Origin of the sequence: Candidatus Clostridium eludens, assembly GCF_045310515.1 — a bacterium.
Classification (GTDB): domain Bacteria; phylum Bacillota; class Clostridia; order Clostridiales; family Clostridiaceae; genus Clostridium_B; species Clostridium_B eludens.
This window is the reverse complement of the sequence record NZ_JBJHZX010000015.1, coordinates 23,961-47,743: the sequence shown is the minus strand read 5'-3', so window position 1 is coordinate 47,743 and position 23,783 is coordinate 23,961. Positions and strand designations below refer to the sequence as shown.

Annotated in this window: 17 protein-coding genes and 1 riboswitch; of the genes, 16 read left to right on the top strand and 1 reads right to left on the bottom strand. The window is 30.3% G+C overall.

Annotation, left to right across the window (positions count from 1 at the left end; translation table 11 throughout):
• Positions 1-62 precede the first annotated feature (62 nt).
• The 6 genes from ACJDU8_RS11210 (at position 63) to ACJDU8_RS11185 (ending at position 6,054) form a co-directional block, all read left to right on the top strand.
• Positions 63-776, top strand: a complete 714-nt coding sequence (locus tag ACJDU8_RS11210) for a tetratricopeptide repeat protein (RefSeq protein WP_406792245.1) — start codon at positions 63-65, stop codon at positions 774-776.
• Positions 777-971: 195 nt separating this feature from the next.
• On the top strand, positions 972-2,585 hold the full coding sequence (ptsP, locus tag ACJDU8_RS11205; RefSeq protein WP_406792244.1) for a phosphoenolpyruvate--protein phosphotransferase: 1,614 nt from the start codon (positions 972-974) through the stop codon (positions 2,583-2,585).
• Positions 2,586-2,692: 107 nt separating this feature from the next.
• Positions 2,693-3,472, top strand: a complete 780-nt coding sequence (locus tag ACJDU8_RS11200) for a DUF4652 domain-containing protein (protein ID WP_406792243.1) — start codon at positions 2,693-2,695, stop codon at positions 3,470-3,472.
• Entirely contained in the window at positions 3,465-4,718 is a 1,254-nt protein-coding gene (locus tag ACJDU8_RS11195; RefSeq protein WP_406792242.1) for a tetratricopeptide repeat protein, read from the top strand. Before ACJDU8_RS11200 ends, ACJDU8_RS11195 begins: the two co-directional genes overlap by 8 nt.
• A gap of 86 nt (positions 4,719-4,804) precedes the next feature.
• Positions 4,805-5,122, top strand: coding sequence for a thioredoxin (gene trxA, locus ACJDU8_RS11190; RefSeq protein ID WP_406792241.1), 318 nt, complete (start codon positions 4,805-4,807; stop codon positions 5,120-5,122).
• A gap of 74 nt (positions 5,123-5,196) precedes the next feature.
• Positions 5,197-6,054 (top strand): NAD(P)/FAD-dependent oxidoreductase, encoded by an 858-nt coding sequence (locus ACJDU8_RS11185; protein ID WP_406792240.1) that lies wholly within the window; start codon positions 5,197-5,199, stop codon positions 6,052-6,054.
• A 49-nt stretch (positions 6,055-6,103) separates the two neighbouring features.
• Here ACJDU8_RS11185 and ACJDU8_RS11180 read toward each other — a convergent pair whose 3' ends face one another.
• A complete protein-coding gene (locus ACJDU8_RS11180) occupies positions 6,104-6,628 on the bottom strand; it encodes a cell wall hydrolase (protein ID WP_406792239.1) in 525 nt (174 codons plus the stop codon).
• Between the two features lies 1 nt (position 6,629).
• Positions 6,630-6,764: riboswitch (cyclic di-AMP (ydaO/yuaA leader) on the bottom strand.
• A 136-nt stretch (positions 6,765-6,900) separates the two neighbouring features.
• Here ACJDU8_RS11180 and cdaA point away from each other — a divergent pair.
• The 10 genes from cdaA (at position 6,901) to ACJDU8_RS11130 (ending at position 23,767) form a co-directional block, all read left to right on the top strand.
• Complete coding sequence (gene cdaA / locus ACJDU8_RS11175; RefSeq protein WP_406792238.1) at positions 6,901-7,752, top strand: diadenylate cyclase CdaA; 852 nt, start codon at positions 6,901-6,903, stop codon at positions 7,750-7,752.
• Positions 7,719-8,975 carry a CdaR family protein gene (locus tag ACJDU8_RS11170; RefSeq protein ID WP_406792237.1) on the top strand — a complete coding sequence of 419 codons (1,257 nt, stop codon included), beginning with the start codon at positions 7,719-7,721 and terminating at the stop codon, positions 8,973-8,975. Before cdaA ends, ACJDU8_RS11170 begins: the two co-directional genes overlap by 34 nt.
• Complete coding sequence (locus ACJDU8_RS11165) at positions 8,956-10,557, top strand: NAD(P)/FAD-dependent oxidoreductase (RefSeq protein WP_406792236.1); 1,602 nt, start codon at positions 8,956-8,958, stop codon at positions 10,555-10,557. The genes ACJDU8_RS11170 and ACJDU8_RS11165 overlap by 20 nt, the downstream gene beginning before the upstream one ends.
• A 674-nt stretch (positions 10,558-11,231) precedes the next feature.
• Entirely contained in the window at positions 11,232-12,581 is a 1,350-nt protein-coding gene (gene glmM, locus ACJDU8_RS11160) for a phosphoglucosamine mutase (RefSeq protein WP_406792235.1), read from the top strand.
• 978 nt (positions 12,582-13,559) lie between these two features.
• Positions 13,560-15,386, top strand: a complete 1,827-nt coding sequence (gene glmS / locus ACJDU8_RS11155) for a glutamine--fructose-6-phosphate transaminase (isomerizing) (protein WP_406792234.1) — start codon at positions 13,560-13,562, stop codon at positions 15,384-15,386.
• A 243-nt stretch (positions 15,387-15,629) separates the two neighbouring features.
• Positions 15,630-16,469 (top strand): TnsA endonuclease N-terminal domain-containing protein, encoded by an 840-nt coding sequence (locus ACJDU8_RS11150; protein WP_406792233.1) that lies wholly within the window; start codon positions 15,630-15,632, stop codon positions 16,467-16,469.
• On the top strand, positions 16,466-18,616 hold the full coding sequence (locus ACJDU8_RS11145) for a Mu transposase C-terminal domain-containing protein (protein WP_406792232.1): 2,151 nt from the start codon (positions 16,466-16,468) through the stop codon (positions 18,614-18,616). Before ACJDU8_RS11150 ends, ACJDU8_RS11145 begins: the two co-directional genes overlap by 4 nt.
• On the top strand, positions 18,597-20,285 hold the full coding sequence (locus tag ACJDU8_RS11140) for an ATP-binding protein (protein ID WP_406792231.1): 1,689 nt from the start codon (positions 18,597-18,599) through the stop codon (positions 20,283-20,285). Before ACJDU8_RS11145 ends, ACJDU8_RS11140 begins: the two co-directional genes overlap by 20 nt.
• Positions 20,286-20,342: 57 nt before the next feature.
• A complete protein-coding gene (locus ACJDU8_RS11135) occupies positions 20,343-22,238 on the top strand; it encodes a TnsD family Tn7-like transposition protein (protein WP_406792230.1) in 1,896 nt (631 codons plus the stop codon).
• Entirely contained in the window at positions 22,235-23,767 is a 1,533-nt protein-coding gene (locus ACJDU8_RS11130; RefSeq protein ID WP_406792229.1) for a Tn7-like element transposition protein TnsE, read from the top strand. Before ACJDU8_RS11135 ends, ACJDU8_RS11130 begins: the two co-directional genes overlap by 4 nt.
• Positions 23,768-23,783 lie beyond the last annotated feature (16 nt).

Here is a 23,783-nt window from a genome sequence, read left to right as displayed (position 1 = left end):
TAGTCTTTCAGGTAGATTTCTCTGAAGGACTAAATTTGCAGCTATTTTAGGAGGAAAATTAAATGGCTTTTAGAGATAAAAGAGGTATAAGTTCAAAGCTATTTAGTAAAATGAATTTAAAGACTAAAGGTATAGTGTTTTGTATTTTATGTATTTTTGCAGTAGCTTTAATAATAAAAATTGCTTATGATAATAAATATAAAAATACTGGGCGAAATTTACAAAGCACTAGGGTTGAGGATTCAGTTATAAAAAAACAAAATAGTAGTAAAATTCAAGATGAACATAATAAAGAATTGGAACAAAAATATAAAGAAGCTGAACAATTTTTTAGTAATAAACAGTATGCAAATACTATAGCTAAGGCAGATGAAATGATTAATGAAGACAGCACATTTTATAAAGCTTATAATATAAAAGGAATAGCATTATGTTATAGTAATAACTATGAAGAAGGAATGAATAACATAGATAAGTCTCTTAAATTAAATCCTGATTTTGGGTATGCAAGATTTAATAAAGCTCTTGCCTATGAGCTTTATGGGAAATATGAAGAAGCACTAAATTGGTACGATAAAGCTTTAGAAGTAGAAAATTACATATGGAGTTATTATGGTAAAGCAAGTATATATGGAAGACGTGGAGATGTTTCAAATACGGTAAAGTTTTTAAGGATAGCTATAAATATGTCGTCAGATATTAAAAATATAGCTAAAGAAGAAGCGGATTTTAATCCAGTAAAAAATTCAAAGGAATTTCAAGATTTAGTCAAATAGCATGTCTGTTTTTATTTAATTTGTGTAATTATTTTGTGATTTATAGTAAATATTTCATTAACAATCAAATCTACACACATATTTGAGAATTTTTTTATTATAAAAAATTATTTCTAAATTAATATATTAAAAATTGTTTGTTTTAAATCCTAGATAGAATTTTGTTAAAATAACATAATCTCAGGAGGAAAGTAAATGAAGAAAGGTATATCGGCTTCTAAAGGCTATGCAATAGGCAGGATAATTATAAAAGAAGAAAGTAAAGTAGACATTCAAAAAATATATGTGACCAATGTATTAGAAGAAAAAGTTAGATTTGAAAAAGCATTGAGGCTATCTAAAGACCAACTTGAACATGTAAAAATTAAGACTAAAAACCAATTGGGAGAAGATAAAGCAGAAGTATTTGAAAGTCATATTATGCTTTTAGAGGATATAGAATTTGCGGGTGCTATAAAATTGAAAATAGAGAAAGAGCATATAAATGCAGAAAAAGCTCTTTATGATATAGTAAATCGGTATGTTGAGGCATTTCAGGTTATGGAAGATGAGTATATAAGAGAGAGGGCAAATGATATAAAGGATGTAGGTAACAGGATACTTGTCAATCTTATGGGAAGTAGAGTATCTTTAGGTAACTTCCTAGATAATACAGTGATTGCTGCACATGATTTAACACCGTCAGATACAGCACAGTTGGATAAAAATAAGGTAGTAGCATTTATTACAGACCTTGGTGGAAAAACTTCACATAGTGTTATCATGGCTAAGGCTTTTGAAATACCGGCAGTAGTGGGTATGAAAGATATAACCAGTTCCGTTAAAAATGGAGATTTAGTTATTGTAGATGGAGTGGAAGGTATAGTTATAGTAAATCCAAGTGAACATTTGATAGAAGAGTATAAAATTAAAAGAGAAAATTATAATAGGGAAAGAGAAAAGCTTAAAAGTTTAATAAATTTAAAGATAGTTACAAAGTCAGGAAAACGAATAAAGATTCTTGGAAATATAGGGAAGCCTGAAGATATAGAACATGTTTTAAAAAATGGAGGCGAGGGTGTAGGCCTTTTTAGAACTGAATTTTTATACATGGATAGGGATAATATGCCTGGGGAAGATGAACAATTTGAAGCCTATAAACATGTGCTTGAGAAGATGAAAAATAAATCTGTAGTTATAAGAACGCTGGATATAGGGGGGGACAAAAAATTACCATATTTTCCTATGGAGGAGGAGATGAATCCTTCATTAGGTTATAGATCCATTAGGATGTGTCTTCATAGAAAAGATATATTTAAAGTCCAATTAAGAGCTCTTTTAAGGGCATCGGTTTTTGGACATTTGAAAATAATATTTCCTATGATAAGTTCTGTAGAAGAATTTTTACAGGCTAAGAAAGTATTACAAGAATGTATGGGGCAACTCACTAGAGAAAAAAAAGAATTTAATAAAGATTTACAAACTGGAATAATGGTAGAGGTACCTGCTGCTGCAATAAATGCAGAAGAAATGGCTAAATATGCAGATTTTTTTAGTATTGGAACCAATGATTTAATACAATATACTTTAGCTGTAGATAGAATGAATGAAAAAGTGGCTTATCTTTATGATCCAATGCACCCAGCGGTATTAAGTCTTATAAAGACTACTATAGAGGCTGCCCATAAAAATGGCAAATTATGTAGTATGTGCGGAGAAATGGCATCAGATGAAAATGCCATTAAGTGTCTAGTACAATATGGACTAGACGAGTTTTCTATGAGTCCTCAATCTATATTGAAAATAAAACAACTTATTAAAAACTACTGATATAAAATAAGAATATCAGTAGTTTTTAGTATATAACTATTATGATATAATCTAATTAAGGTATGGAATAGTAACAATACCATTTTATATAAAGGGAGGATTGTATAGTGAAATTAAAAAAATTAAATTATTTAACATGTTTACTGTTGGTTGTTTTGGCTCTAGGATTTACATCTTGTTCTTCTAATAAGGACAGTTCTTCTACTAAGGTAAATAATAATGATAATAATGGTTCTTATAATACGGATAAGGAAAAAGTAAGTTCAAATGCTGTAACTGTTGATAATAAAGAGGATGAGAAAAGCAGTGAAAATACACAGTCTTCTTCTAAGGTTACCCGAAATACGGGTGGAATAAAATTCACAAAAAAAGAACTAGACGGTAACACTAAGATAACTTTTAATACTCCATGGAAAGATTCTGATACTGGAAACTATAGTGCTTGTATAGAAGGAAAGGGCAGTGAAGCGTTAGAAGAGGGAGTAGGAAAAATAATAATAAAAAATGGACAAAATCTTTATAGTTATGAAATAGAAAATAATAATGAAATATCACCTAAATATTTAGAATGGGCTGACGGACAAAATCTGTTAGTAGTTATAGGAGCATCCCAGGGAACATTAGCAAAAGGTGGAGATTTGTACATGCTTAATGTAAATACGGGAGAAATTACACTTTTAATAAAAACTACAAGTAAAAAGCAGCAAATAATGTCCGCAGAAAAAAATGGTAACAATATAAATTTAAAAGTAAATGTCTATGATGATGATGTATATAATGAATCTCATGTGGAAAATTGGGTCATTAATTCTTTTAATACAAATTTAAATGGCAAAATAGAAGTTAAAAACTCTGATGGGAAAGTGGTATATGAAATAAATGAATAAATCTCAGAAAATATATAATAAAGCTTTAAATAAATATAATAATGGATATATAGATTATGCTATAAAATTATGTGAGGAAAGCATATCCCTAGATATAAAAAATAAAGCATCAATTAACCTTAAGGGGCTTTTATTATATTTAAAAGGTGATTTGGATAAGGCACAAAAGCTTTGGAAAATGAATTATCAAATTAACGAAGATGAAGTTGCCCAAAAATATCTTGAGAGTTTAAAGAAGGATCATGAAAAGATTAAATTTTATAAAGAAGCTTTAATATTAACTGAACAATTTAAGATAGATGAAGCTCTAGTATTATTGGAAAAATGTGCTGAAAGTGATTTTAATTATATTAATGTAAATAACTATAGTGCAGTATGTTATATAAAAAAAGGTCAATATGCTAGAGCTTTGGAGAGGATACAAAATGTACTTAAGGTGGATATTAAAAATATTGAAGCTAAAGAAAATATGAGACTACTTGAAAATATGAATATAATAGGTAAAAAAAGTAATATAAAGAAAATATGCTATATTTCTTTAACTGGGCTTTTGGTGGTGATTTTTATATTTCTTGTTTTCAATATTAGTCATAAAGGAACTGTAAGCATTAAAAGTTTTTTTAACGCAGAAAATATAAAAACTAAAGGTTTAAATTCTCAAAATACTAAGAAAAAAGCTGGAAATATTAATGAAAAAATCAATCAAAATAAGGAAAATTATGAAAAATTAAAAGAAACTTTTCCTTCTGCAGATATACAAAATTATATAAAAAATAAAGATTATGATTCCATATATGTACAAGTTATAAAATGGAGAAACAAAAAATTGGAGGCTAGTGAAGAAAGTTTATTATCACAAGCTTCCCAGTTGTTAAATGTAGAAGGATGTGCTTATTTTTATAAATTGGGATGTAACTATTTAAATAACAAGGATTATAATGATGCAAGAACTTATTTAACAAAAGCCTATGAGTTTGGAATGGAAAATGAATTATATCCTCATATAGTTTATATGTTAGGAGCTTCTTTTGATTTCTCAGGAGATTCAAAAAGCACTATAAAATATTATACAGAATATGACCAAAAATTTTCTAGCGGCAGTTACGAAGAAACAGTGCTGTATAGGCTTGCTCTTATATATAAAGATTTAGATATGACGGCATCTAAAAATTATGCTAAAAGACTAGTAGAAACTTATCCTGAATCTATTTACAATAATTCACAAATAAATAATTTAATGAATTAAGGACTAAAAAAAGTTGACGTGAGAAATAATATAATATAGAATATAATTATAAGATATACCCCTGTGGGGTATAAGGAGGGTGAAAAATGGTAGAAGAAATAAAAGATATGAATTTTTCGGAGTCTGTTAAAGAATCGTCAACTCCTGTAGTGGTGGATTTTTGGGCTTCATGGTGTGGACCTTGCAAAATGCTTTCACCTGTAATGGAAGAGGTTTCAGATGAATTACAGGGAAAGGCTAAATTTTTTAAGATAAATGTAGATGAAAATCCTGTTACAGCAGCACAATTTAAAATTGGAAGTATTCCAACCGTAATGGTGTTTAAAGATGGAAGTGTAGTAGAACAATTTGTTGGGTTTAGGCCTAAAGATACAATAAAAGATGTTTTACAAAAACACATATAAATTAAACTTATATGTTGTGTCATTTTAATTTGTTGTAGTTTTATGTAAAAAATGTAATAGGGGGGTGAGGATACTTGGAACATAGGTATGATATTGCCATAGTAGGCAGCGGACCTGCGGGAATTTCTGCAGCTATTAATGCTAAGATAAGAAATAAAGATATTATTGTTTTTGGAAGTGAAGAACTCAGTGATAAATTGGTAAAGGCGCCTAAAGTTAATAATTACCTTGGGCTGCCAGACATGACAGGGCTGGGGCTGAAGGATAGCTTTAAAAGGCATTTAGATAATATGGGCATAGATATAACCCTTGAAAGAATAAATTCTATATATGCAATGGGAAAATATTTTGCACTTGCGGTTAATGAAAAAATGTATGAAGCAAATGCAGTTGTGCTAGCTACAGGTATAGAGTATACAAAGCCATTAAAAGGAGAAGAGGAATTTCTGGGCAGAGGAGTAGGATACTGTGCAACCTGTGATGCACCTCTTTACAAGGGCAAAATTGTTACTGTTATTGGATATAACAAAGAAGCAGAAAAAGAAGCTAACTACGTAAGTGAACTTGCCCAAAAAGTATATTATATACCCATATATAAGGAAAAATCTAATCTAAAAGAAAATATAGAGGTAATACAGGATAAAATTTTAGAGATATATGGAGCAGATAAAGCAGAAAAAGTTATTTTAAAAAATAGAGAAGTAACCACAGATGGGGTGTTTGTATTGAAAAACAGTATTGCACCAGATCAGCTTATGCCAGGACTTGTTCTAGAAAATGGACATATAAAAGTAGATATAGATATGAAGACCAATATAGAAGGGTGTTTTGCGGCAGGAGATTGTACTGGGAAACCATATCAATACATGAAGGCTGCAGGACAAGGACAAATAGCAGCACTTAATGCTGTTTCATACCTTGATGAAAAATAATAAATAGTAATTAAAAATTAAAACCTCGCTCATAGCGAGGTTTTAATTTTTAATCTACCATGAAAAACACATGGTTACCTATATATTTAATATTTCTCTTATTAATGTTTTTCATCCATTGAGATGTAGCTATCTTGGGGTTATAAAAGAAAGTAGATTTACCAGTAGGATCCACTCCTTTTAGTGCCTGAGATACTGCAGTATAACTATTTTTATTTGGAGTTACATTTATAGCTCCATTTTGTACACATGAAAAGGCTCCCTTTTGTTTTATTACACCCTGAACTGTCTTTGGAAATTCAGGGTATTTCAGCCTATTTAATATTACAGAAGCTACTGCTACCTGACCTTCAAAAGGCTCAGAATTACTTTCGGCGTAAACAACCTTAGCCATTAACTCCACATCCTCCTGAGTTATGTATATCTTTTGATTGGAGTAATTAAATACTTGCACAACTTCCTCTTGCTGATTAAGCAAATTAGGATTAGAATTGTTAAAATCCCCTGCACTTACTTTGCCAGAAGGCATTAGTAATAACAAAGGAAAAACTATAAAACAAAAAAATTTTTTCAAAATATATCCTCCTTGTTACCGACGGGGTTAGCTGACGGGTTCGGAAAAGGTATAACCTACGTACGTAAAGTACGATTCACCCCAAATAATACTGGTTTCCCCGTGTTTTTTTATAAAACTTAGGCTAATGATATTGTACCCACTTAGTAAGATAAAATACTAGAAAAAATATACTTTATTAAAATTTTATTAAAATAATTTATCATAGGGATATAAACGATATCAAATAGTATATAATTATTATAGATATTATTAACAGGATGGTGAAATTAGTGGAGTTATTGCAGCTAACGGTTAATTCAATAAAAAATATAAGTATAACTTCTGTTATGGATATATTAGTAGTAGCATATATACTTTATAAGGCATATATGCTTATAAAAGAAACCAGGGCAGAACAGCTTTTAAAAGGAATTGTACTTATAATATTTCTTATACCTATAAGCAGTTTTTTTCATTTGATTATGCTTAACTGGATACTTACAAAAACTTTGACTATAGGAGTTCTTTCTATTGTGATTATATTTCAACCGGAAATTCGTAGGGCACTTGAGCATTTGGGAAGAACTGCTTTTAATGATAAACATATATTAGCAGATGAAGAAGTGATGGAAAAGGTGATAACGGAAATTGGAATTTGTGTAGAAAATTTATCTCAAAGTAAGACCGGAGCTATTATTGTAATAGAGCAGGTTACGGGACTTGGAGATGTGATAAATACGGGAACAAAGTTAGATGCACTAGTATCATCTGCACTTTTAGAAAATATATTTGTAGTAAATACTCCACTACACGATGGGGCGGCTATAATAAGAAACAATAGAATAGTATCAGCGGGATGTTTCTTACCACTTACAAATAATAATGAATTAAATAAAAAATTGGGTACACGACATAGAGCTGCAATCGGAATATCAGAAAATTCTGATGCTTTGGTTATAGTAGTTTCAGAGGAAACAGGTATTATTTCTTTTGTTGCCAATGGAAAACTTATGAGAAATTATACGAAAGATAGATTAAAGAAGGTTCTTGCTGCTATAATGAAAAAAAGGTTTCAAAAAAAGGCTACATGGAGGGAGAGGGTGATTGAGTGGAAGAAAAAATTAAAGGACATCAAGTTTTAATTAAAATATGTTGTATTATTGCGGCATTCATTTTATGGTTATATATATTTAACGTACAAAATCCTACAATAGAGAGGAAAATTGTAGTACCTGTAAATATAATTAACGAGGATGTACTTGCTCAATCAAAACTTGTACAAATTGGAGAAAAAGAATTTAACATATCCCTTTTGGTAAAAGGAAGTGCCTCCGATGTATACTCAATTAAATCTGCTGATTTCCAATTGCAATCAGACTTGAGTTCCTATAGTATGAAAAAGGGAGAAAACAATATACCGGTATCAGTAAAAAAAAGTCCTGATAATATACATATAGTTAACAATGATAACTTATGGGTAAAATTGCAACTAGATGAACTAAAGCAAAAAAATATATCTATAAGAGTAGTATTGCAGGGAAAATCAAAGGAAGGATATTATGCCTTAGAGCCTATCCTAAAAACAGAACAGGCAGAAATTAGTGGTGCGGAAGATGTAGTAAGTAAAGTAAAAAGTGTTGTGGCAAAGTATGATTTGAAATCTGCCGGGAAAGATATAAATACTTCAATGCTTCTTCAGGCACAGGATATATCGGGAAATATAGTAAAAGATGTTACTATTAATCCATCCTCTGTTAATGTTACTATACCTGTGGGTAAAATTAAAACTGTACCCATAAGTATTAAATTTCAGAATAATATTGAAGATGCCAGTAAATTAATAACTACTGCTGAACCAGATAAGATAGATATAGCAGGAGAGGAAAGTGTTATAAGAAACATAAATGAATTAGATACAGAAGCTATTGACTTAAGTAAAATTCAAAATGAAGACACTCTTGAAGTAAAGCTTATAGTTCCTCAGGGTATAAAACTGGTGAACAATAATGGTGTGGTAAAGTTAAAAATAAATTCAGCTGAATTAAATAATACTAATAAAACCTCTCAGAAAGAAATGAATTTAAATATACAGGTTAAAAATTTAAATGACAGTTATACAGCTCAATTAAGTTCCAGTAGTGTATCTGTGGTAATTTCTGGCTCTGAAAGTGTTATAAATAGTCTAACTGAAAATGGTGTATCCTGTTATGTAGATGCAAGTTCATTCACTGAAGGAGAGCAGACTGCAAATGTAGTGGTATCTCTTCCAGAAGGAGTATCTTTGGTATCACAAGATCCACAAAATATTAAATTACAAATCAGTAAAAAGGCAGTGGAGGAACAAAATGTCAATAATAATGAATAATTTAAGTATAAATATAGACGAAGATCTTGAAAAATTAAAAATTAAAGTGGTAAAGAGACTAAAAGTAAGTAATAAACATATTAAGGAATTCAAAATACTTAAAGAGTCTATAGATGCCAGAAAAAAAAATAATATAAAGCTCAACTATTCTGTGGAAGTGGTTTGTGACGATGAAAATAAGATAGTGTCAAGGGCAAAAAATAAAGATGTGAAAATAAAAGAAGAAAATTTAACAGAAGATTTAATTTGTGGCACGAAAAAAATGGAAACCAGACCAATAGTTGTTGGCATGGGACCTGCAGGTATGTTTGCAGGTCTTTTGCTGGCTAAAAAAGGATATAGGCCTTTAATAATAGAAAGAGGGGAAAAAATTGAGCAAAGGATAACAACTGTAAATAAGTTTTGGGATACGGGAAAGTTGGATTTGGAATCTAATGTACAGTTTGGTGAGGGGGGGGCAGGCACTTTTTCTGATGGAAAGTTGACCACTAGAATAAAAGATAGAAGGTGCCAGTTTATTTTAGATACTTTTGTAAAATGTGGAGCACCAAAAGAAATCATATATAGTGGTAAACCACATATAGGAACGGATAACTTAAAAGTAGTAGTTAAAAATATAAGAAATAAAATACTGGAATTAGGAGGAGAAATATTATTTAAAAGTAGATTGGAAGATTTAGTAATAGCACATGGAAAACTAAAGGCTATAGTGGTAAATGGTAGTGAAATCTGCTGTGATAATCTAATATTGGCCATAGGGCATAGTTCAAGAGATACATATGAAATGCTTTATGAAAGAAATGTATTTATGGAACCTAAAGCATTTTCTATAGGTGTCAGGGTAGAGCACTCACAGCACATGATAGATATAAATCAATATGGGAAGTTTGCAGGTCATCCTAAATTAAGGGCAGCAGATTATAGATTAGTCTATAACAGTAGTGATGGAAGGGGAGTATATAGTTTTTGTATGTGTCCTGGAGGAGAAGTGGTAGCGGCATCATCAGAAGAAGGCAGACTTGTAACTAATGGTATGAGTTATTATAATAGGGAACTGAATAATGCAAATTCAGCAATAGTTGTAACTGTGGGAGAAAATGATTTTTGGGGCGATTCGCCTCTTAAAGGTGTAGAATTTCAAAGATATTATGAAAGTTTGGCTTACAATATTGGAGGAGGCAATTACATTGCACCAGTGCAGTTAATCAAAGATTTTTTAAGAGATAAAATATCTGATAAATTGGGAGAAGTAGAACCTACCTACAGACCAGGCTATGAATTTAGGGATTTAAGCAAATGTCTTCCTGAGAAGGTGGCCTCGGCATTAAAGGAAGGTTTCGTTGATTTTGAGAGGAAAATAAAAGGGTTTTCAGAGGGACATGGAATTATGACAGGAATTGAAACCAGAACCTCGGCACCAGTTAAAATAACCAGAAATGACAATTTGGAGAGTATTTCATTAGGGGGATTATACCCTTGTGGAGAAGGGGCAGGATTTGCGGGAGGTATAGTATCTGCAGCGGTGGATGGATTAAAAACAGCTGAGAGTATAATCAAAACCCATAGTTGTTGTACTAAATAATATAAATATGTTTTTATTGAAAGAATATATAGTTAAAAATATAACAAATATAAGTTACTTAAATTAAAATTAAAAAAATTATTTTAATTTAATGCTATTTTATCTTTCATTTATGTATAAAACATGGTATACTAGAGAAAATAGATTGTCTACATATTAACAATGTGAATAATTGATGATAGGAAATAAGGGTATAGAATATTAGAAATTATGAAGCTTAGTTTATAAAAAAATGCAAATTAACTGAAATTCCAAGGGAAATTATTGAAGACATGATTAAAATTTCCTATATTTACAATGTTATATAAGTTATATTTTAAAACTAAGTGGTGTGTAATAAAAGTAGATTGTCTACATATTAACAAATTGTATAATTTTAATAATACAATTTATAAAGAATTTGTGTGTTTTATTTCACATGAATTATTAAAATTAATTAGCTGTCTATATAATAAAAATTTTAATAAATAAGTCTTGCATAAGAATCCCATCAAACTGTTTTATTTTGTTTTGCAACAATAATATAACAGTCTGATGGGATTTTTATATTTTGTTTTACAGTATCATAATTAATGGCGTCTAAATTACATTGTACAAATATTTTTAATATAATATAATATAATATGGATGTTTTAAATTAAAGAAAATTAACTTTTAATAAGCGAGGTATTAATATGCATAGAATGTTTGGGACCGATGGGGTAAGAGGAATTGCAAATAAGGAGTTGACTCCAGAATTAGCATATAAATTAGGAAAAGCAGGGGCATATGTATTAACAGCTAAATGCCATAAACCTAAAATACTTGTAGGGATGGATACTAGAATATCCGGGGATATGCTTGAAAATGCCTTAGTATCAGGTATACTCTCTATAGGAGCAGAAGCTATTTGTGTTGGTATAATACCTACCCCGGCAGTGGCTTATTTAACGAGAAAGTATGGTGCAGATGCAGGAGTGGTTATATCAGCATCTCATAATCCAGTAGAATATAATGGAATAAAATTTTTTAATGGAAAAGGGTATAAGCTATCTGATGATTTAGAAGATAAAATACAGCATGTAATTGAAAGTAATTTTGAAGGTATATCCATGCCTATAGGGGGAAAAGTGGGCAGAAAAATAGAAGAAACAGGAGAGGCATTAAGAAATTATGTAGAATTTGCTAAATCAACTATAGATACAGATTTAAAAAATTTAAAGGTAGTTTTAGATTGCGCAAATGGTGCGTCCTATGTAACTTCTGTAAAGGCTTTTGAGGAATTAGGGGCAAAAGTAAAAGTTATAAACAATAAACCTGATGGAATAAATATAAATAGCAATTGTGGTTCAACGCATCCAGAGAACCTTATGAAAACTGTAGTAGAAGAAGGGTATGATATGGGACTTGCCTTTGATGGGGATGCAGATAGATGTTTAGCAGTAGATGAAACAGGAAATCTTATAAATGGAGATTTTATTATGGCTATAATAGCAAAGCATCTAAAAGATCAGGGAAAGCTATATAAAAATGTAGTGGTATCTACTGTAATGAGTAATCTTGGATTTGATATAGCATTGAAAGAAGAGGGAATACTCACGGTAAAAACTCAGGTTGGAGATAGGTATGTACTTGAAGAAATGAAAAAGGAAGGATACAAATTAGGAGGAGAACAGTCCGGGCATATAATTATGTTGGATTATAATACCACGGGAGATGGATTGATTACTGCCCTTCAAATAGCTTCTATAGTTAAAGAGAGTGGCAAAAAGTTATCTGAGATTGCTTCAATGATGAAAAATTTCCCTCAAGTATTAGTAAATGCCAAAGTTCCAAATAGTAAAAAGAATATATATGAAGAAGATAAGGAAATAGTATTAAAAATTAAAGAAATAGAAAAAAAGTTAGATGGATGCGGAAGAGTACTAATAAGACCTTCGGGAACAGAGCCTTTAGTTAGAGTTATGTTAGAGGGAGAAGTGCAAAGTGAAATAGATAAAATTGCCCATAATCTGGCTAAATTAATTGAAATGAAAGTGAATTAATAATTTTTAAATATATAAATGCATTGTCATGAAATTTGACGATGTGTTTTTTTATTAAGGAATTAATTTTAATTCTTAATTTTTGATTAAATTTATATAATAAAAAAGGTTAATTGTAAATTTATTAATAATTTATCCGATCGCTACCATTGCTAACACCCCCATCGCACTCTGTGAAAGCGATTCACACAAAATTAAAAATTTTTGGTTCTCTGCTTTTCTGTCAAAGTGGGGGATAAGCACTGCTACGCGCCTGGATAAGTTCTTCTCCTAAAGGATAACGTATTCTAAGTGCTAAAGACACTAAGAATACTGTTAATAAGGTTCAGCTGAAGAGAGGCATCCTTATAAGTAAACTCCATCTGAACCTAAGAATCACTTGATATAATAAAAAGCTGAGAAAGAAAAATTATAATTCAAATGTATTAAGAATATAATGCAAAATATCAGAAAATATTACTAAATTAAAAACACTACGCTTTTCAAGTATTTGTAATAGTTATGTATGTTTTATGAATTAGATTACTCTATAAGTTAAAAATTGTTAGTTGACAAAAAATAAGCTCAAAGAATATAATGAGTTAAATAGGTTTAATACTGTCATATTTTTGAAGAGAAGGAGGTATATTTTTTATATAATGTAAATATAAAAAGCGCCAGAACTCAGGTAATTTAAAAAGTAGTATATATATAATTACTTTTAGTTGACGAGGATGGGGAGTATCGAATCTTCGGCGGGTGCCCCACGGTATCGCACTACCGTTAACAGCTGATAAAACCAGAAAGTGATTTCTGATACAACATTAGCTTGGTGTTAAAACCTTATATGGGGTCAGATACTTGGCTCTTAATAGCATAGTTGCCTGTTTAAAATTTTAATAATAATCAGGTTTTGTTTGGTTATGATTTTTTATAATTATAATGTTATTAAAAGACTATGCCTAAATTTATTATATTAAATATGAAAGGAAGATTAATATGTGCGGAATAGTTGGCTTTGTTGGAAAGAAAGATGCATCACCTATTTTAATTGAGGGGTTAAGTAAGCTTGAATATAGAGGATATGACTCTGCAGGTGTTGCTATAATTGATAATGAACACATCAATGTAATAAAATGTAAAGGAAGACTTAAAAATCTTGAAAATAAATTATCAGGACATCCTTTAAAAGGTATAGTTGGAATTGGTCACACCAGGTGGGCAACCCATGGAAAACCATCAGATCTAAATGCACATCCTCATAATAGTGAAAACGGAATGATAAGCGTAGTTCATAATGGAATAATAGAAAACTATGTACAACTTAAAGACTGGCTCATTTCTAAAGGATATAAATTTGTATCTGAAACAGATACTGAAGTTATACCTCAATTAGTAGACTATTTTTATAACGGAGACTTAGTTGAGGCAGTTATGAAAGCTGTATCTAAACTAAAAGGAAGCTATGCTCTAGGGGTCATTTGTTCAAAAGACCCAGGAAAATTAATTGCGGTAAGAAAGGACAGCCCTCTTATAGTGGGACTTGGAAAGGACGAATACTATATAGCATCAGATATACCCGCTATATTAAATCATACCAGAGAGATATATCTTTTAAATGATAATGAATTTGTAGTTATAACTGAGAGTGGTGTAAAACTTTTATCAGAAGATGGTAATGAAATAAAGAAAGATATATACCACGTTACATGGAATGCAAATGCTGCTGAAAAAGGTGGATTTGAACATTTCATGATGAAAGAAATTCATGAACAGCCAAAGTCCATTAAAGATACAATGACATCTAGAATTATGATGGATAAGCCTATAACTTTAGATGATATAAAGATAACAAAAGAGCAAATTAAAAATATAGATAAAATATATATAGTAGCATGTGGAACTGCTTATCATGCAGGAATGGTAGGAAAGTATGTAATTGAAAAATTAGTTGGAATGCCCGTAGAAGTAGATATTGCCTCAGAATTTAGATATAGGGATCCTATAATAAATGAAAGAACACTTATGATAATTATAAGTCAGTCTGGAGAGACTGCAGATACGTTGGCTGCTTTGAGGGAATCAAAAGCTCGTGGAGCCAGAGTAATAGCTATAACTAATGTGGTTGGAAGTTCTGTATCCAGAGAAGCAGATGATGTTTTATACACTTGGGCAGGACCTGAAATAGCAGTTGCCTCCACAAAGGCGTATGTAACTCAGCTTATTGCAATTTATATAATAGCTCTTTTCTTTGCCCAAAATAAAAATACTATTAGTGAAGAGCAAATAGAAGAAATAAAGAGAGAAATGCTTATGCTGCCTATAAAAGCGGAAAAGGTATTGGGAAATAAGGAAGTTATTCAAGAGTTCGCAGCAAAAATTTTTAAAGAGGAAGATTTGTTCTTTTTAGGAAGAGGTCTTGACTATGCAGTTGCTTTAGAAGGATCTTTAAAATTAAAGGAAATATCCTATATTCACTCTGAAGCTTATGCTGGCGGAGAATTAAAACATGGACCTATAGCTCTTATTGAAGAGGGAACTGTAGTTATTGCAGGGGCCACCCAGGAGAATCTAGTTGAAAAAATGATAAGTAATATTAAAGAAGTAACTACAAGAGGCGCTAAAGTTTTAGCCCTTACTTTAGAAGGAAATAAGGAAGTTGAAAAAGCAGTAGATTCTGTAATATATTTGCCAAAGGTAATGGATATATTTGCACCAGTGATTTCAGTAATTCCACTGCAGCTCTTGGCATACTATATATCTATACAAAAAGGCTGTGATGTAGACAAACCGAGAAATTTGGCCAAGTCAGTTACCGTAGAGTAATTGGGTTGTAATGATGATGTAGATTGTAGTTTTGAAATAAAGTTTAACCTTTTGAAAAAAAGTTGCACCGTTTGTAAAAAAGTTTAACCATTTGTAAAAAAGTTGAATCGAAATTTTTGAATTGGATATACTACTATACGAAAGAAGTATAGAGGGATTAACAGAATATAAATTTAGCAGCAAGAGCTATACATTCTTATATTTAAAAGAGTGTGTAGCTCTTTGCTTTTTTGGGGTGATTATATGGCGAAAAGAAAGAGAAGAATTAATATTGAGAAGATGCTTAAGGAAGGAAGAGGTCAAGGTATTGGACCAGAGTATAAACCCTGGATTAAAATTCAGGATGTGCCCTCTTTAGGTAGGGTTACAAGACTGAAAGGAATAAAGACAGAAAGGCAGCATGAATTTTTATCTGATATGGAAAGAAATTATTTTTATATTCTTGAGTATTCAGATAAGGTTGTAGACATTAGAGAGCAATTTCCATTATTACCGTTAGAAGAAACACTTAGTATTGCGGATGAACTTGGAATTGAACATCCTAAAAATCCGGAAACAGGTGAATATATTGTAATGACTACAGATTTTCTAGTAACAAAAGCAAATAGTAACAGGGTAATTGAAGTGGCTAGAACTATTAAAGCAAAGGATGAACTTATGAATAAAAGGATTCTTGAAAAATTTGAGATTGAACAAGTGTATTGGCAAAGAAAAAATATTAGCTGGGCAATAGTAACAGAAAATGAAATAGATAAAAATATAGCAAATAATATAAGTTTTGCTCATGGCTATAAAGATATAACGGAATTAGATTGTTTTAAAAATATAGAACAGTTAGAGTTTATAGATCTTATTTGTGAGTTTGTAAAAAGAATAGTTGAAAGTGATATGCCCATGAGAACAATATGTAGTAGATTCGATAATGATATGGTACTTGAAAAAGGAAGTGGGCTTAGTATATTTAAGCATTTAATTATAAATAAAGTTATTGAAATTGATATAACTAAAAAAATAAATGTTAATGAAGTAATACCTGTAATTAGTGTAAGTGAAAAGGCTATTAGTAATTTGGAGGTAATATGATTAATATAAATACCGTTTTAAAATATATAGATGATGAAATAAGAATCAGGATTATACATATTTCTAATGATAATGTTTACTATGTAAATATTGATTCAGTAACATCAATGCCTAAAATAGAATTATTAAATAAGCTGCAAGATGAATTAGATACTAATAGACTTCTTATTATTAAAGATCCTTTTGCAAGAATAGTTGATGAAGCAAAGCTTTCCAATATAGAAATAGAAAAAAGAGATAGAGACTGGGATTTTATATCAAAATATTGGATAGAAAGAATGTACGATATTTTAAATTATAATACGCGTAATAGAACCCTTCAGGAAATATCAGAAGCAAGTCATTTAAGTCTGACAAAAGTTAAAAAAATATTTAGTAGGTACTGGCAAAGAGGGTTAAATAAGAATGCATTACTTCCTGATTATATGAATTCAGGTGGAAAGGGAAAAGAAAAAAAGCTATCTGAAAATAAAATAGGAAGACCTAAAAAAGCTGATTATAAAGGTGATGTAATAGAGGGTATTAATATAACTGATGAGGTTAAAAAACATTTTAATTTTGCTATAACAAGATATTATAGAAATCCTAAAAAAGGATCACTAAAAGAAACCTATAATCTAATATTAAGAGATTTTTATTCTGATAAATATAAAGAAAATGGTGAAATAAAGCATAAGGTATGGGACAAAGCTAGAATTCCTACATACGACCAATTTTACTACTGGTTTAAGAAATACGAAGACCCAAAGTTAGATACAATTTTTAGAGAAAGTGAGAAAACTTTTAATTTAAAAGAAAGAGAAATATTAAGTAATTCTACAATTGAAACTGATGGACCAGGAACTAGATTTCAGGTTGATGCGACTGTTGCAGATGTGTATTTATTAAGTTCCGTAGATGATGATTTGGTTATTGGCCGACCTATTGTATATGCTATAATAGATGTTTTTTCTCGACTTGTAACAGGAATTTATGTAGGTTTTGAAGGACCATCTTGGCTTGGTGCAATGATGGCATTAGATAACATGGTAGCTGATAAAGTGGAGTTTTGTAAAAGCTATGGTATTGAAATAACTGAAGACCAATGGCCAGCTAAACATTTGCCAGATATTATAATAGCTGATAGAGGTGAGTTTGAAGGATATTCAGTAGAAAATTTAATAAATAATCTGAATATCAAGATTGAAAATACTTCACCATATAGAGGTGATTTAAAAGGAATAGTTGAAAGAAACTTTAGAATCACAAATGAAAAAATAAAGCATAAAACACCTGGTGCTATCCAAAAAGAATATAGAAAAAGAGGCGATAAGGATTATAGGTTGGATGCAACAATTACTCTTGAAGAGTTTACTAGACTTATTATTAAGCTAGTAATACGACATAATACTAAGACGAAAGTAAAATATCCAATGGAAATAGAAATGGTTAAGGATGAAGTAAAGCCAATTCCAGTACAGCTTTGGAATTGGGGAATAGAAAATAAAAAAGGAAGATTAAAGACAGTCGATAGAGAAATTTTAAGATTAAATGTGCTTCCTAGGGGAAAAGCTAGTGTCTCAAGAGCAGGAATTAAATTTAAGGGACTATTCTATGGTTCACAAAAGGCATTAGAAGAGCAATGGTTTATAAAAGCTAAAGTTAGAAGTGTAGAGATTTTATATGATCCAAGAAATATGAGTAATATATATATTCAAAATACTGATGGAAAAACCTTTGAAACTTGCTATCTTCTTGATGTAAGCAAACAATATAAGGATTGGTTTTTAGAAAAAATTATTTTCAATTTTGAACGAATTGCAGAATTAAAGGAGATTGAAAAAGATACTCAAAATCAGCTTGATATTGATTTAGAAGATGAAATAGATGAAATAATAAACAATGCAATAAAAAGAAAAGCAAAAAATATAGATCGTAGTATAAGTAATAATAAAAGAATTAAAGGAATTAGAGATAATAGAGCCTTTGAAAAGGAATTAAATAGGAAAAATGAAGCCTTTAAGCTTGGTGAAGCTCAAAATAAGAAAAGTGAAGCTGCGGAAATAATTCAATTACCTAAAAATAATGAAATTGAAGAAGAAACAGCAGGTAAGGATAGAATAATGGAAATGCTCAGAAGGAAAAGAGATGAGAAGCGTGAGAAATGAAGATAATATAATAATACTAAAAGGTGATATTGAGCTTGCAAACTATAAAAAACAAGAATTAGAAGAATATATGGATAACCCTTTTATTGAGGCACTTCCTCATATTTTTTGTGAAGAAGAAGTTGTTGATAGATTTTCTGTATCACCTGTTATAAGTGGTGAGGATAAAATAAAACCTACAAATATTCGATATCACATAATAAAAAGAATTAAAAATTTTATTCAACCACTACCTATTCATCTTACTATAGAAAGAAGATTTTCAACTCTTATTAGGCGTGGTTATTTAGCAAGAAATCCTATGGATAAAACCTTTCTTGAAAGACTTAGAATATTAAATGAGTTAAAAGATGAGGAATTTGATGACAAAGAATTAAATCAAAGAATGGGACATATAAGAACTACAGCAGATAATATGTCTATTATAGGAATTTCAGGAATGGGTAAAAGTACAGCAATAGAGAGAATTCTATTAATGTATCCTCAAATTATTAAACATGAAGAATATAGAGGAAAATATTTTAGCAGAACACAAATTGTTTGGTTAAAAATAGATTGCCCTTATGATGGAAGTTTATCTGCCTTGTCTAGAAGTTTCTTTAAAGCAATTGATGATTTACTTGGAACAAGATACCTAGATAAATTTGGTTATTTAAATAGAATTACTTCCACAATGATGCTTCATATGACAACCTTAGCAAGTATGTATGGAATAGGAGTATTAGTAATTGATGAAATTCAATATTTATTAAATGCTAAAAATAATACAGAGGAAGAAATGTTAAATTTCTTTGTAACCTTGAGTAACACAGTGGGTATCCCAACTGTATTGATTGGAACAAGTAAGGCACAAAAGTTATTTACTGACTTTAAAAAAGGAAGAAGAGCTGTAAGTGAAGGCGCAGTCATGTGGGATAGAATGGCAAAGGATAGCGTTGAATGGCAGTTTTTCTTGGAGACCTTATGGGATTTTCAAGGCTTAAAGAATATGAAAAATATTTCAGAAAAAATTAAAGATGTATTCTATAATGAATGTCAGGGTATAACTGCCATTGCTGTTACTTTATTTATACTTGCTCAAGAACGAGCATTAGCCGAGAGCAAAGAAGAGATTACCACCAGTATTTTGAGAGCTACAGCAAAGGAAGATTTGTATATAATTCAACCAATGATAAAAGCATTAAGAAACAATGATTACTTTGAAATCATGAAATATGAAGATATATCAATTAACTTGGATAAAATAATGCTTAATCATAGAAAGGATTTAGAGCTTAACGGTAAGGTTAAAGAGTTATTTAAGGAAAGAAAAAACACAATTGAATTTAAAAGAAGAGATACAGTTGAAAACTTAGTTATGGATTTAACGGCAATCGGTATATTTGATGCGCTAGATAATATTAGACTTAAAAAATTGATTGAAAAAATAGTAGAAAAGAAGCCTGTAGATGTAGAATATAATGCAATAAAAGCTATAGCAATAAAACGAGCTATGGAGCTTAATGAGAAGGTAAAAAATGATATAAATAAAGGTGAAAAGAAAATAAAAATAGCTGGACTAATAAGTGTATATGAAAAAGCTAGAGAGAAAAAGGAACATCCATATGAAAGCTTAAAAGCAAATGGATATATAAAAGATCCAATTGAGGAATTTTTAAATGTAAACTAAAAATAATTTAATGAGGGATGGGCGGTTTAAAAGTGTATAACAAAGGAGAAAACTGAAATGCTGTATTTTTTTACTGACCCTTACAAGGACGAATTAATATATTCAGCAATTGCAAGATATCACTACTATACAGGAAACATAGATTATAAAGATATTTTAGAGGAGCTATTTGGGAAAAGAACAATTATACCTAGTTTTGAAATAGGAAGCAATATAGAATCTTTGACTAAAAATTTAGGTGGCAAATATACATCCGATTACATTATTAATAAACACACTATGTTTCCATTTTATAGCCCATTTTTGCCTAGCAAAAGAAAGAAGCAAATATTGAAGGAAATAAAGCTTGAGGATGGAAATGGACTTTATACAAAGATTGGAATAATAGCTGGCAGCATATGTGTTAAGGAGGGCATTTATTATTGTCCGCTTTGCGCAAAAGGTGATACAGAAAAGTACGGTGAAGCATATATTCATAGAGAACATCAGCTTCAAGGGATAATGGAATGTCATAAGCATGAAGTTAAGCTAAAGAGGTATCCTATAAGCAAACTGGAGGTTAGCAGACTTCAATATATAAGGCTTGATGAAAATTTACTAGACTTGAATGAAAGAAAAACAGAAAAGGATAAGTATCAGGATAAATTATTGAAATTAGCTAAAGATGCGTATTACTTACTAAATCAAGATTTTAATAAGCTTTCTAAGGAAAATGTATATGAAAAGTATAAGAATTTATTATACGAAAGAGATTTAGCAAGCTCCAGCGGCAGAATTAGGCAAATGAAATTGAATGAAGAATTCATGAGCTTTTATGGTGAAGAATTTTTAGGTTTAATGGAATCAACTATAGATATTGACGATGAATTTAATTGGTTAAAGATAGCTACTAGAAAGGGAAGCAGAACAGTTCATCCAGTTAGACACTTGTTATTGATAAATTTCTTACAAACGGATATATCACAATTTTTTAAAGAAATAAACTACAAGTACAATCCTTTCGGAAAAGGCCCTTGGTTATGTTTAAACAAAGCTGCTGATCACTATGGAAAGAGGGTAGTTAGAGATTTAAAAATAACTGAAGATTACAAAACCAGAGTACCTGTCGGAACCTTCAATTGTTCATGTGGTTTTGTGTATTCAAGAAAAGGACCAGATAAAACAGAAAAGGATAAATATAAGATCGGAAGAGTTAAATGCTTCGGAGCTACGTGGGAAAATAAACTAAAAAGGTTACTTAGCAGTAGAAAATATGGAGTAAGGGAAATTAGTAACGTCATGGGATGTGATGCTAAAACGGCTATAAAGTATGCTAATAAGCTAGAATTGCTTTCTTCTATAAATACAGAAGCTGTGAACCGTGAACTAAAAGGAAGAATTGAGAAAACAAATACAAGATTTGAAGGTATTTATAAAAATGATGTTGACAATTTTATAAAAAATAATGAAGGCTGTACAAGACAGCAGATTAGAAACAATTTAAAGAAACAATATATTTGGTTATATAGGCATGATAAAGATTGGCTTTATAATAAGCTTCCTGAAGCTATACCTAGAGCTAAAAGAAATAAAAATAATAAGGAAAGAGTAGATTGGGATAAAAGGGATATTGAAATTAAAAGCTTAATATCAGCAAAGAAGAAAGAAATGCTAAGCGAAAAAAAGTCAATTAGAATAACAAAGTCAAGCATAGGAAAAGCAATAGGTTTACGTGCTATGTTAGATAAAAAAATAGATAAATTGCCTAAAACAAAGGAATATTTAGATGAAATAACTGAGAGTGTAGAGCAATTTCAGATTAGAAGATGCAAGCAAGTAATTGATAAAAAGCTTAAGGAAGAAGAGCCTATAAAGCTTTGGGAGGTTCAAAGGAAGGCAGCAATTAGAAATGAAGTCTTTAAAAAGTTAACGGGGAAATTACAGAAGTACATAAATATGGAGGATAGGAAATGAACAAAAGAGAAACAAAAATAAAAGGGTGGCCTTTTGAAAAGGGAGAACGTGTCAAATTAATTTGGATAGGAGAACCCTTTAAACAAAATAATAAATGGATGGTTAATGCATATTTTAAGGGTAGTAAATATACTAGAAAAATAATAGTTGATTGGGCTAGTATTCATTTTCTAGTTGCTGAAAAGTGTTATATAGATGGCGATTTAAGCAATGCAGAAGAAGCAGAAAATAGTGAGGTCGTAGATATAAACTTAAAGGCTAATAAGATAGAATATAGAGAAAGACCTTGGGAGGTTTGGGGTAGGGGCTTTAAAGATAGAACAAAATCAAAAACATTCAGCTTTTTTAGCAAGGGTGAATTATATACAATACCCATAATTGAAGTAATAAGGACTGTTTTAGCGCCAAGCAAGTTTTTGTTGTACAGAATACTAGAAATGGATAGCTTTGATAACTATTTTACATATGATTTGAATGGGAGAAATCTTGATGTACATTTCACTTATGAATATGAGCAAAGGCTCTTAAAGTCGGATAAGATAAATCATTTAGCCTGGCTGTTAACAAATATTAATGCATTAAAAATGTTTAATAAAATAGGACAAAATATGTGGCAGTTCGGAGAGCTAAAGTTTGATTTCTTATTGGAGAATTTTAATATAAGAGCGAGAGTAGAAAGAAAAAATAACTATACTAAGATACTGGAAATACTAGCTTTGAAAAGAAAAAGAATTAATGTTGAGGAAATAAACATATATCATCCAAGCTTGGAAGAAACTAAAGGTAGTAATCAGGTGAAGATAAGAAAATATGTCAATAAAAACTCCAATTCAAATAGAGAACTAACTTCAGAAGGTGATGGATCAACAAAAACTTCAGAGGAAATAGACACTTCATTAATAGAGCATGAATATGAAAAACTTCCTCAGATAAATAAAAAGAAAAAAGGTCTTAGAATAACAAGAAAAGTTGAAGATGAAAATACTAAGAAATATATCTTGGAGGATGACCATTTAAGAACAACAGCAGATGTCGGTGGAGAAGAAATAATTAGAGGATTAGAATTTACAAGTATAGATAAAGTTGAGGAAAAAGGTGAATTGGCAGAGTTTGTTGAGGTATTGAAGCTTTTAGAAAAGAGAAAGGACGTAAAAAAGGTTAATATAATTATTGGAGAACTACCAGAGGGTAAAAGAGGAAAGAGATTTTCTAGACTCAATGATGGAATTACTAGAAGAAAATATGCCATTGGACAAGCTATTAAGAGTGACGGAAGAGAGATTAGCTTAATTGATGTTGAGAGGGAAAATAGGGCATTATCAATGTTGATATTAAAGGCAAATTGTAGGGTTAATTGGGGGGCAATTTATAGTAGATTGCTGATGAAGTTGGTTAATGATAGTGGGACATGGAGCAATGAAGTTATACGTAATATTGAGATAAAGAATATTAAGATATATAGAAAAAGACATATAAAAATGTCTTATAAATATAGAGAAAAGGGTGTATATAGAAAATTGATGTTTTAAATATAAGTAATAATAG